General features: G+C 62.0%; 10 protein-coding genes and 1 tRNA gene. 6 read left to right on the top strand and 5 right to left on the bottom strand.

Annotated elements, in window-relative coordinates:
* The 5 genes from AYR66_RS29565 to AYR66_RS12750 all read right to left on the bottom strand — a co-directional run.
* On the bottom strand, nt 1-326 hold a 326-nt coding region (locus AYR66_RS29565; RefSeq protein WP_206047159.1), incomplete at its 3' end, for a hypothetical protein.
* Nucleotides 323-1,960 carry a hypothetical protein gene (locus tag AYR66_RS12765; RefSeq protein WP_141104069.1) on the bottom strand — a complete coding sequence of 546 codons (1,638 nt, stop codon included), beginning with the start codon at nt 1,958-1,960 and terminating at the stop codon, nt 323-325. The genes AYR66_RS29565 and AYR66_RS12765, both read right to left, overlap by 4 nt.
* A complete protein-coding gene (locus AYR66_RS12760) occupies nt 1,957-3,096 on the bottom strand; it encodes a tyrosine-type recombinase/integrase (RefSeq protein WP_088707782.1) in 1,140 nt (379 codons plus the stop codon). Before AYR66_RS12760 ends, AYR66_RS12765 begins: the two co-directional genes overlap by 4 nt.
* Nucleotides 3,041-3,706, bottom strand: coding sequence for a response regulator transcription factor (locus AYR66_RS12755; RefSeq protein ID WP_170942131.1), 666 nt, complete (start codon nt 3,704-3,706; stop codon nt 3,041-3,043). Before AYR66_RS12755 ends, AYR66_RS12760 begins: the two co-directional genes overlap by 56 nt.
* A gap of 359 nt (nt 3,707-4,065) precedes the next feature.
* Nucleotides 4,066-4,142 (bottom strand) — tRNA-Arg (locus AYR66_RS12750).
* 160 nt (nt 4,143-4,302) lie between these two features.
* Here AYR66_RS12750 and AYR66_RS12745 point away from each other — a divergent pair.
* From AYR66_RS12745 to AYR66_RS28885, 6 genes are all read left to right on the top strand, one after another.
* Nucleotides 4,303-5,733 (top strand): PAS domain-containing sensor histidine kinase, encoded by a 1,431-nt coding sequence (locus AYR66_RS12745; protein ID WP_088707780.1) that lies wholly within the window; start codon nt 4,303-4,305, stop codon nt 5,731-5,733.
* Between the two features lie 18 nt (nt 5,734-5,751).
* On the top strand, nt 5,752-6,405 hold the full coding sequence (locus tag AYR66_RS12740) for a response regulator (RefSeq protein WP_088707779.1): 654 nt from the start codon (nt 5,752-5,754) through the stop codon (nt 6,403-6,405).
* 109 nt (nt 6,406-6,514) lie between these two features.
* The gene (locus AYR66_RS12735; RefSeq protein ID WP_234814891.1) at nt 6,515-8,236 is read left to right on the top strand and encodes a GGDEF domain-containing protein; all 1,722 of its coding nucleotides are present in this window, start codon (nt 6,515-6,517) and stop codon (nt 8,234-8,236) included.
* A gap of 160 nt (nt 8,237-8,396) precedes the next feature.
* Nucleotides 8,397-9,860: a pyridoxal phosphate-dependent decarboxylase family protein gene (locus AYR66_RS12730; protein WP_234814890.1), complete on the top strand. Its 1,464-nt coding sequence runs from the start codon at nt 8,397-8,399 to the stop codon at nt 9,858-9,860.
* Entirely contained in the window at nt 9,857-11,104 is a 1,248-nt protein-coding gene (locus AYR66_RS12725; protein ID WP_088707778.1) for an ATP-grasp domain-containing protein, read from the top strand. The genes AYR66_RS12730 and AYR66_RS12725 overlap by 4 nt, the downstream gene beginning before the upstream one ends.
* Before the next feature lie 4 nt (nt 11,105-11,108).
* On the top strand, nt 11,109-11,466 hold a 358-nt coding region (locus AYR66_RS28885; protein WP_206047158.1), incomplete at its 3' end, for a hypothetical protein.

The following is an 11,466-nucleotide window of genomic DNA, read 5'->3' as shown; positions in this document are numbered from 1 at the left end:
AGCCGCTGCAACCGACGGAACACACCGGCCAGGGTGGAGGCGCCCGGGGCTTTCCACCCCGGACGCCCATGCACCCAGTACGCATACAGCAGCGCCTTGGCGCTCTCGCGCCACACAGGCGGCAGGCGATCAAACCGCAGGCGCCGCATCCCGGGCGTCGCATTGGAGTTTGGCATCAGCGGCGTCAGGTCCCACACCATGTCCCCATACCGGCACAACACTTGGCGTGCGCCATCCGGATCGGACACGTACGTGATTGGCCACTGGTCGCGGTCTGCGGGCGCAGGTGCCGGCGCCACCACGGCGCGACGCATTGCTCCGTTCATGCCCGCGCTCCATGCGGCAGGCCCAGGCGGTCGCGTGTTTTCCAGTACGGGTGCGGCTCGCGGCGTGCACGCTCACGCGCAGCCTTTACTGCCGCGGCCGGGAAGTCCGGCGCAATTTCGGTATCGATAATGTCCCGCACATGCCCGTACCACTGTTCCCAGTCGCGTGCGTTGAGGATGTTGCGCTCGCTGTCGATCAGGTAATAAAAGCTGAACAGCCGCCACAGGTCTTCTGTGGTGACCACCATGCTCTTGCACTGGAAGCAGCTGAGGAAGTCGGTGCAGAGCCGGCCCGGCTGTTGCGGCGCGCGTTCCCCGTGCACCGGGTCGGCACAGTGTCCGATTGGCGTGGCAGCCGCAGGCGCGGCCGCCTCCGGTCCTGGCGATGCAGTTTGCAGCGTCGACAGCAGGGTCGTGCCGGCGAAGTGGAATGCACGCTTGGCTTCCGGCGATATTTTCAGGTAATGACTTTGGGAGACTTGCACCGAATGACCAGCCAGACGCGCCGTGACCAGCATGTCCCGGCCGCTCAGCTCGTACAGCCGGTTGACGAAGGTCTTGCGCAACGTCGCCACGTTCACCCGTAACGGTTCCCCGTCATCGCCAACAAGGGCGTGGCGACGGACCAACCGTTGTGCGGTAAGAATGAGCTGATCGACGGTGAGTGCCAGCACCGAGCGTGGACGCCCCACCTGTTCACGGCGATACAGCCACAAGCGCTGCTGCCATTCGACCGGTGCCTCGGCAACTAGTGGTGCCGTCCTGTCCTTGACCCAGTCATACCACCACACCACATCTGTCTGCGCCGATGCGGTCTCCACCAACTGGTCGCTCCAGCGCATCGACTGCACATGAGTAGCATTGCCACGCCGCTTGTGAGAGACCAGCATGCGCCAGTTCGGCTTGAGCGGATGCGGCAGCAGCGCGTCCCGTGACAGCTCCAGCAACGGCGTGGTATTGAGACCGGTCCGCAACGCAATCAGCAGGCATACTAGCGCGAGCGCCTGGCCGTCGGTGCCGTCGAACTCATCCCTCGCAATGGCCGCCAGTTCAATGCGTAACGCTTCCGCAAACCGGCGCCGTGCCTCCAGCGACAACGGCTGCTCGCCCTGGTAATGCCGGCTGACCTGGGGGAACGGATTACTCGGGAACAGTTGCCGGCGGTCTGGCAGACGCCCCTGTCGGCAAGCTTGCACCAGAATCGATTTGGTCTTGGTATAAATCGACCGCTGCGCAACATAGCCAAGTACTTCGCCATCGTCTTTCAACTGGCGCCGAATCCAAGCGAGGTAATGATCGATGAATGGACGGTTAATTTCTTCGACCTGCAGCTCCCGGCCTTGCGCCTGCGCTTGTTCGACGCAATAGGACAAGAACTTCCGTACCCCGCCATTAAACAACGACGTCACCGACGTCTTCTGGTAGGTGCTGGCCACGTACAGCTGCTGCAGGGATTGCGCGAGCAGGTCGGTAATCGCATCGATGCGTTTTCCGTACCACGGCGAGAAGTCGAAGCGGTCCCGCGCTTCCGCCAATGCGTCACCCGCCATTACATGATTGGTAGCAGCCCCCATCTCGCTGACGAAGAACTCCCTCTCCGCCTCGGGTACATCAAATTGTTTGCGCGGCTTCACAACGTCACGCCCCCTGCAAACAGCTGGTCGACCTCACGCTGGTAATCGTTGAGCACCCCGTCTTCAATCTGTTCCAGGTAATGCAGGTATTTTTCAGTGGTGCTGATATGGCTGTGTCCCATCCGTTCCCGCAGGTAGAGCAGCGCATTACCGATATTCATCGCGCTGCGCAGCGCATGCAACGTATGCGTCGCATAGGTATGGCGCAGCATGTGGCAATGCACCTTGTATCCAACGCGCCGCGATATCGCCTCGAAGATCTTTCCCATGCCGCCATTCGTAAACGGCCCCCCATCGGCCGTCAGGAATAGCGTCGCTGGTTCTGCCCCACCATGGCGCCTGGCCAGCATCGGACGGTACGTGTGGCGATACTGCCAGAGCTGGTCCAGCAAGTGTCGCGTCAGATGAATGGTGCGCTTTTGCCGCCCCTTGATTTGCACATGCGCCGGGTCGAGCAACACCGGGAACACCCGGCGATCGGGGCCTGCCATGCCGCCATTCATCACATAGTGTTCCGGGAATGTGGCCAGTTCCATGCGGCGCAATCCCGTCTGCAACCCCAGCAGCACGATCAGATAGTGCGTCGGGTTGCCCGCTACGGCATGCAGCACTTCTGCCACCTGCCCCTTGGACAGGACCGGGAACACTTCTCGTCGTTGCTTGAGCAAGATATCGGGCGATGTGGTGCTGGTTAAGCGCTGCGCGTGGACCAACATGCCGCCACCGGCACGCCGCACGACCGCCTCATCGTCGAACGGCAATTCGCCAATCAAGCCCCGATCACGCGCCCAGCGGTAAAAGCGCACCACCAGTCGCAGCCGGAAATTAACGGTGCTTTCCTTGTTGCGCTTGAGTGCCCAATCACGGTAACGGGCAAGGATGGAGGGGATGCCCGCTTTTTGGCGCTGCTCCCAGGCGTGGCCTGCGCCCTCGAGATACCCAAAATAGTCGTACAGCGCTTCACCATAGGCGGTCCAGGTGGCGGCCGACCGTACGCGCCCGCGATGCAGGCATTGATGAATCAGAAATTGCAGCGCCGGAACGACAATGGCTCCGTTCCGATCAAGCAGGATGGGGACGTCAGGATAAGGCTGTTGCGACAGCTGGAATTCGTCTGTGCTGTGGATGAGTCTCACGTCCCCCTGTCTCGCTATCTTCTTGATTTAAATCTAGATATTTCGGCAACAATGGCGACGGACTATAACAGATCGCGACGCTGATGGTATCGCGCGACAGGTAGATGCCCGGCGAGGAGAAGAACAGCCACGCCATCATGAATTCGCGCGGCGTCAGCATGACCGGCGTGCCGCGGTCGAGGAACATGCAGGTATCGCGGTCCAGGGTATAGCCCTTCATTTCGATGACACGGCGCGTATTGCTGCGGTTGCAGCGGCGCAGGACGGCATGCAGGCGCGCCACCAGCACTGCGGGGTCGACCGAGCGGCGCATGATGTCGTCCACGCCGGCCTCGAGCGCGGCGGCGACCTGGGCCGAAGTGGCGTTTTCCGACAGCATCACGACCGGGGTACTTTCGCCTGTGCGGCAGTTCAGCCAGGAATAGGCGCTGCGGTCTTCGTGCTCCGCGGCCGTGGTCTCGACAAGAATCAAGTCGAAATGATCGCGACGCAGTGCGCGGATCATCGCGGTCTCGTTCGGGAAACGGTCACAATCGAAGCCAGCCCGTGCCAACACTTCCTGGACTCGACGAAAAGTCGAATCGCAATGGATATTGCATGCAATACGCATATCTCTCTCTCCGTGGTATTCGAAAGTCTTGTTTGCCGGGAATCCTCCTGTCGTGCTCTGCGGCAGAAGAGTTGGCATCCCGTTGGGGGTCCGCGACTGTGCTGCGATGGCCCAGGCGGTTATATTGACGCGCGCTCCCGGGAGTGATGTCTCCCTTGGCCCGCATGGTGTTTTGAATCGGGGAAACTTTGCTTCCCGATGGAAACACTATAGGGAGTCAGTCTTACACTTGACTTACATCAATACTTACGTCAGTGAGATATTTTTTGAGACCGCCGCACGGCGGAAAATCGGGGGTGGGGAAAAGGAAGGATGTAAACCAGAAAGGGGCCAGATCTTGCGATCTGACCCCTCATATATGGCGCGGCCGGCAGGAATCGAACCCACGACCCCTTGGTTCGTAGCCAAGTACTCTATCCAGCTGAGCTACGGCCGCGAAAAACAGCACTATAGCATAGTCCGATCGAAAAATGGAAGTCCTTTGCTTGAAATAATGCAAGATTGGGACGATTCCCCGCCCCGGCACGAAAATCGTGCGCGCCGCCAACATCCTCGGCCACAATATATGCCCGCACATTAGCCAGAGAAGACAACAGATGCTGCAAGCCGAGTGGCTGCCGATCATCCTGCAGGGATCGTACAGCGAGATCTACGTCGTCGACTGCGACACCTTCCGCTTCGTCCACACCAACCAGGCAGCGCGCAAGAACCTGCATTACACCGCCGCCGAACTGGCCGTGATGACACCGCTCGACCTCGCGCAGAGCGTGTCGCGCGAGGTGCTGCAGAACATCCTGATGCCGCTCGGCTGCGGCAAGTCGAGCCGCGCCTCGCTTGACACGATCCACACGCGCAAGGACGGCTCGACCTATCCGATCGAATTCCGGCTGTTCTACTGCGGCGCGAAGCATCCGGTCTACATCATGCTCGGCAACGACATCAGCGCCCGCCACGCGTCCGCCAAGGCGCTGCGCCTGAGCGAAGCGCGCTTCCGCGCCATCGTTTCCAATACGCCCGGCCTGTTCTTCCAGATCCAGCAGCGCACCGACGGCACGCTGACCTTCCCCTACCTGAGCGACGGCTGCCACGCGCTGCTGGGGATCGCCATCGAGCGCCTGCGCGCCGATTCCTCGCTGTTCCTGAACCTGATCCTGCCCGAGGACCGCCCCTCCTTCCTAAAATCCATGGGCGACTCCGCCAATGAATGGAAAACCTGGAACTGGGACGGCCGCATCTGGGTCGAGAAGTGGAAGGATGTCAAATGGATCAACCTCCGCTCCACGCCCCGCTCGCTGCCGGGCGAAGGCGTGCAGTGGGAAGGCATCATGACCAACATCACCGAAAGCAAGCTGGAAGAGGAAGAAATCAAGCGCTCCCGCGCGCAGCTGGCCGAACTGTCCGCCCACGTCGAAACGGTCAAGGAAAAGGAGCGCATGCGCATCGCGCGCGAAATCCATGACGACGTCGGGGGCAACCTGACCGCCATCAAGATGGCGCTGGCGCTGGTCAAGAAGCGCCTGCCGGCCGACGACAGCTCGCTGGCCGAAAAAGCTGTCTATGTCGAATCGCTGGTCGACCGCACCATCGAAGCCATCCACCGTATCTCCGCCGACCTGCGTCCGGGCATTCTCGATTTCGGGATCGTTGACGCCATCGACTGGCAGGCAAAGGAGTTCGAAAAGCAGCTGGGCATCCCGTGCGAGTTCAATTCCAACAAAAAGGAAATCGCGCTCGACCCCGACCAGGCGACCGCGCTTTTTCGCATTTTTCAGGAAGCGCTTACCAATATTGGGAAACATGCACAGGCCAGCCGGGTCACCGTCAAGCTCGCCGGAACCAACCGCAGCGTGCGCCTGACGATCGCCGACAATGGCCGTGGAATCGAGGCTACAGAACGGCTCAAGCCGAAATCCTTCGGCATCCGGGGCATGACGGAACGGGCCAACGCCTTGGGTGGGCAACTGTCCGTCAGCGCAATTCCGGGGGGAGGCACGGAAGTTGCACTGCGGATACCTCTTACGGAATAACAACCACCAAGACTTGTCATGACTGCAGCTACCGAGACGATCCGAATCCTGATTGCCGACGACCACGCCATCGTGCGCGAAGGCCTCAAGCAAATCCTCGCCGACACCCGCGACATGGTGGTCGCGGGTGACGCCGAAAACGGCAACGACGCCATCAAGCTCGCCCGCCGCGGCGATTCGGACGTCCTGCTGCTCGACATTTCGATGCCGGACAAGAGCGGCATCGAAGTCCTCAAGCAGGTGAAGAAGGAAAGCCCGAAGCTGGCCGTCCTCATGCTCTCCATGCACCGCGAGGACCAGTACGCGATCCGCTCCCTCAAGGCAGGCGCCGCCGGCTACCTGAACAAGCAGAGCGCCCCGGCTGAACTGGTCGACGCCATCCGCCAGGTCGCCGCCGGCAAGAAGTACATCAGCCCCGCCCTCGCACAGGAACTGGCCAACCAGGTCGGCGACGAAAACCGCGAAACCCCGCCGCACGAAACCCTCTCCGACCGCGAATACCAGACCCTGGTCATGATCGCCTCCGGCAAGACCGTGAGCGACATTGCCGCCGAGCTGACCCTGTCGGTCAAGACGATCAGCATGTACCGCTCGCGCCTGTTGCAAAAAATGAAAATGCGTCACAACGCCGAGCTGACGCATTACGCGATCAAGAACCACCTCGTCGAATAAGACTGTTCCCGCCCGGCCCCGGCCGGGCGCGTCTTTCCTTTTTGCCCCTGCCCACTTAAAGTAGCGGGGTTTTCAAACCACCCCGCGCGCATCGCGGCAAGACTGGAACATGGAACAGCAGAGCCCCGCCGATATCGCCCGGGAGGCCTTCAAGCGCCTTGCCGTGCGCCGCATTGCTCCCACGCCCGAAGCCTACCGCGACGCTTACGAAGAAATAGCCGGCGCACCCAGCCAGCCCGGCGCTGAAAAGGTCCTTGCCGACTTCGCCGCCAGCCTGGCAAACACCTCAGGCGAACTCGGCCTGTTCGCCGCTCACTTCCGCAAGGCGCTGGACAAGCGCGACTGGGAAGCCTTCGGCCGCGACATGCAGGAACTGGTGGAAAAACATTTCGCCGCGCAGGCTGAACAGGCGAAGAAAGTGGCCAAGCCCACCCCTGCCAAATCGGCATCGATCCCGCTCGTTGATCCAGTGGAACCGGCACAGCCGCGCGTGATTACCCTGGTTGACGATGTGCCGCCGCCAGTCATGAAATCACAGGGCATTTCGCTGGTCGATGAAGCTCCCGCACCCGCGCTTGCCAAGACCGCAAAAGCGGACAGCGCCGTGCTGCCGGTTGTCGGCGAAACACGCCAGATGCAAATGCTGCGCGAACTGCTGGGACGCACGCTGACACTGGCCGTCGGCTCCCTGGTGCGGGGCACGCCTGCCCTCGCGGAAGAAACCGAGCAGCTCGCCGCTGCCATCAACAATGCCCACTCCGAGCATGACCTCGCCAACGTCAGCAACAAGCTCAAGCAGCTGTGCTTCAAGATCGAGCTCAAGGCCGAAGACATGGCCGAAGAGCACGAACTGCTGCTGCGCCTGTTCAAGCTCTTGCTGGAGAACGTGAGCGAACTGCTGGAAGACGACTCCTGGCTCAGCGGCCAGATCGCCAGCGTGATGGACCTGCTGGCCGGCCCGATCAGCTACAGCGCGCTGATGGATGCCACGCGCAGCCTCAAGGAAGTGATCTACAAGCAAAGCCTGCTCAAGCACAGCCTGACCGAGGCAAAGACAACGGTGAAGAACATGATGGTGACCTTCATCGACCGCCTCGGCGCGGTGGCCGTGGCGACCGGAACGTACCACGAAAAGATGGACCAGTACGCGCACAAGATCGCCGAGGCCAAGGGCATCCCCGAGCTGAACAAGATCCTGCAGGACGTGATGCACGACACCAAGGTCGCGCAAACCGAAGCCCTGCGCTCGCGCGACGACATGCTCGCCGCGCGGCAGGAAGTGCAGGAAGCGGAAGTGCGCATCCACGAACTGGAAGGCAAGCTGGCTGAACTGAGCGAACTGGTGCGCGAAGACCAGCTTACCGGCAGCCTGAACCGGCGCGGCCTCGACGAAGTCTTCGAGCGTGAAGTGTCGCGCTCAGAGCGCCGGCATTCGCCGCTGTGCATCGCCATGCTCGACCTGGACGACTTCAAGAAACTCAACGACACCCACGGCCACACCGCCGGCGACCACGCGCTGATCCATCTCGTGAAAGTGGTCAAGGACACGCTGCGCACCATGGACGTGATCGCCCGCTTCGGCGGCGAGGAATTCATGATCGTGCTGCCGGAAACGCCGCTGGAAGACGCGATCCAGACCGTCACCCGCGTGCAGCGCGAACTGACCAAGCAGATCTTCATGTACAACAACCAGCGGCTGCTGATCACCTTCAGCTCCGGCGTCGCGCTGCACAAGCCGGGCGAAAGCCAGCAGTCGATCATCGAGCGCGCGGATGAGGCGTTGTACAAGGCGAAGAAGGCGGGGAAGAACCGGGTGGTGGCGGCGGACTGACCATTCATCATTTCGATCGCATTGCCAAACTCACATCCCTCCTTCCTCCGCAACCGCACTCTGCGCAAAAAGCCTGCAAAGCGCCCGATATTCGCGCTTTGACTATCGCCGCAAGCCGCGATAATGATCGCCATGCTTGCCCTCATGCCGCAGAAATAACATGAAAAAGAGACTCAACCACACACTCGACCCCTCCGACTGGGACGCGCTGCGGACGCAAGGCCACCGGATGCTGGACGATATCTTCGACTACATGCAGTACCTGCGCGAGCGCCCGGTATGGCAACCGGCGCCGCAGGAAGTGCGCGATCGTTTCCGCGAGCCGCTGCCGGCCAAGCCGACCGACATCGATGCGATCCATCAAGCCTTCATGCAGGATGTGCTGCCCTACTCGGTCGGCAACGCGCATCCCGGCTTCATGGGCTGGGTGCAGGGCGGCGGTACGCCCGTCGGCATGCTGGCGGAAATGCTTGCGGCTGGCCTGAATGCCAATGTCGGCGGACGCGACCAGATTCCCCTTGAAGTCGAACGCCAGGTGCTGCGCTGGGTGCGTGAACTGTTCCGTTTTCCCGAGAGCGCGAGCGGCCTGTTCGTCACCGGCACCTCGATGGCCAACCTGATCGGCGTGCTCGTCGCCAGGACGTCGGCGCTCGGCACCGGCGTACGAAAGACTGGACTGCTCGCCGACGGCACACGCCTGACCGCCTATGCATCGGCGGCAGCACACAGCTGCGTGAAGCAGGCGATGGACTTGTCCGGTCTTGGCCAGGATGCGCTGCGCAGCATTCCATTCAACGAGCACGGCGAAATCGACGTAGCCGCGCTGGAATCTGCCATCGCGGCGGACCGCAGCAAGGGCTTCAAGCCATTCCTGATCGTCGGCACCGCGGGTACCGTCGATTGCGGCGCGATCGACAATCTCACGATCCTTGCCGACGTGGCGCAGCGCGAAGACCTCTGGTTCCATATCGATGGTGCCTATGGCGCACTGGCGGTGATGGCGCCCGATGTCGCGCCACGCCTGGCCGGCATCGAGCGCGCCGACTCGATCGCCTTCGACTTCCACAAGTGGGCGCAGGTGCAGTACGACGCCGGATTCATCCTGGTCCGCGACGGCCAGATGCATTACGACACCTTCGCGTCACCGGCGGCCTACCTGCAGCGCGAGACGCGCGGCCTGGCGGCAAATTCCCCCTGGCCTTGCGACTTCGGGCCGGACCTGTCGCGCGGATTCCGCGCGCTCAAGACCTGGTTCGCCATCAAGGCCTACGGCGTCGAACGGCTGGGCAAGGTCATCTCCGGCAATTGCGCGCTCGCGCGCTATCTGGGCGACCGGATTACCACCGAGCCAATGCTCGAACTGCTCGCGCCGATATCGCTGAACATCGTGTGCTTTGGATTCCGCAGCGCCGATGCAGACCGGGTCAACAACAATATCGTCATCGCGCTGCAGGAATCCGGCATCGCCGCGCCGTCGACCACTGTCATCAATGGCAGGCTGGCGATCCGCGTCGCGCTTTTCAATCACCGCACCACCGTCGACGACGTCGACGCATTGCTCAGGGCCACGCTCGATTTCGGCCATGCCGAAACCACGGGGACATCGCACAAGGAACATGAATGAATCAAGGTAACGAAACAACATCCGTCGCACAGGACGGGCAAGCCGCTTTTATCGGCCTTGCGCCGCTGATGCGCCAGGCTTTTTCCGGCGTCGACCTCAAGCCGCTCGGCGCGGCACTGATCGAGCGTTCTGAGCGCAATCCGCGCGATGCACACACGCTGATGGACCTGTCCACGGTGCTGCAACTCACCGGGAATCGCGACATCGCACTGGCGACCCAGGCCCATGCGCTGGAGATGCAGCAGATCTACCGCGTGCCGGCCGCGACCGGCACGCCCGGTATCCGCTTGCTCGCGATCATGGCGCCGGGCGACCTGATGGCAAATACGCCGCTGGAATTCCTGCTGGAAGAGTCGGATGTCACCCTCGACATGCTGTACCTGACCCCAGGCATGGATTCCATCCCCGAACTGCCCGATCACGACGTGCTGTTCGTCGCGATCGGCGAATCTGATGAGAATCGCGCCCTGCTGGAACAACTCACGGAAGTCACGCGTCATTGGCCGCGCCCGGTGCTGAACGCGCCGGACCGCATTGCCAACCTGTCGCGCGACCGCGCATGCAGCCTGCTGCAGGGGGCGCCCGGTATCGAGATACCGAAGTCGGTGCGCATCCCGCGCGAGACGCTTGAACAAATCGGACGCGACGCGTTGCCGATCGGCGAAGTGATCGGCGACGGCAGCTTCCCGATCATCGTGCGTCCGGTTGGATCACATGCGGGACACGGGTTGGAAAAGATCGACAGCCCGCACGACATCGCCGCCTACTTGCAGGGCATGCCGCATGCCGAATTCTATGTCGCGCGCTTTGTCGATTATCGCGGCGCCGACGGCCTGTTCCGCAAGTACCGCATCATCCTGATCGAGGGACGCCCCTACGTCAGCCACATGGCGATCTCTTCGCACTGGATGATCCATTACCTGAACGCGGGGATGACCGACAGCGCCGAGAAGCGCGCGGAGGAAGCGCGCTTCATGGCCGGCTTCGACGACGAGTTCGCGCCGCGCCACGCGCAGGCGTTCCAGGCCATCACCGAACGGCTCGGCCTTGACTACGTCGGACTCGACTGTGGCGAGACTGCGGACGGCAAGCTGCTGATCTTCGAAGCCGACAGCGACATGATTGTCCATGCGATGGACCCGGTCGACATGTTCCCGTACAAGCAGCCGCAGATGCGCAAGCTGTTTGCGGCGTTCCGCACGATGCTGGGGAACGCGGCGATGCGTTCCAATGAGGCGATTTAAGCAAGTGCCATACGACGTTCTTCCCGGCCGCAGGCTGCCGCCAACGGAGCAACTCCTGCTCGATGGCGGCGATGCCCGTATTGCACTTGATGCTACCGGCATGGCGAACAAATACGGGTGTGCGCCACTCCCCGACCCGGGACTGCTGGCCTTCGGATCGTCGACCGCGTCGTCCATTTCTGCAGCCGGATTTTCTGCTGCGGACTGCCTGCGCGAGAACCTGCACAGGGCGGCTGATGTGGAGCCGCCTGCAGTTACCTACACGCGCGAACTCGAACGAATCCGGCAAACGCTGCTTCGCCTGTGCGGAGTCGCCAATCTTCCGGGACTCGACACCGTGTTTGCCGCGTCGGGCACGGACC

The sequence above is a fragment of the Noviherbaspirillum denitrificans genome, assembly GCF_002211445.1.
GTDB lineage: Bacteria > Pseudomonadota > Gammaproteobacteria > Burkholderiales > Burkholderiaceae_D > Noviherbaspirillum > Noviherbaspirillum denitrificans.
This window is presented reverse-complemented; position numbering and strand designations above follow the sequence as displayed.

Bases quoted from the DNA above. Each gene is read 5' to 3' on its own strand.
- AYR66_RS12755 (WP_170942131.1), bottom strand. From the start codon at position 3,706: ATGCGTATTGCATGCAATATCCATTGCGATTCGACTTTTCGTCGAGTC.
- AYR66_RS12745 (WP_088707780.1), top strand. From the start codon at position 4,303: ATGCTGCAAGCCGAGTGGCTGCCGATCATCCTGCAGGGATCGTACAGC.
- AYR66_RS12740 (WP_088707779.1), top strand. From the start codon at position 5,752: ATGACTGCAGCTACCGAGACGATCCGAATCCTGATTGCCGACGACCAC.
- AYR66_RS12735 (WP_234814891.1), top strand. From the start codon at position 6,515: ATGGAACAGCAGAGCCCCGCCGATATCGCCCGGGAGGCCTTCAAGCGC.
- AYR66_RS12730 (WP_234814890.1), top strand. From the start codon at position 8,397: ATGAAAAAGAGACTCAACCACACACTCGACCCCTCCGACTGGGACGCG.
- AYR66_RS12725 (WP_088707778.1), top strand. From the start codon at position 9,857: ATGAATCAAGGTAACGAAACAACATCCGTCGCACAGGACGGGCAAGCC.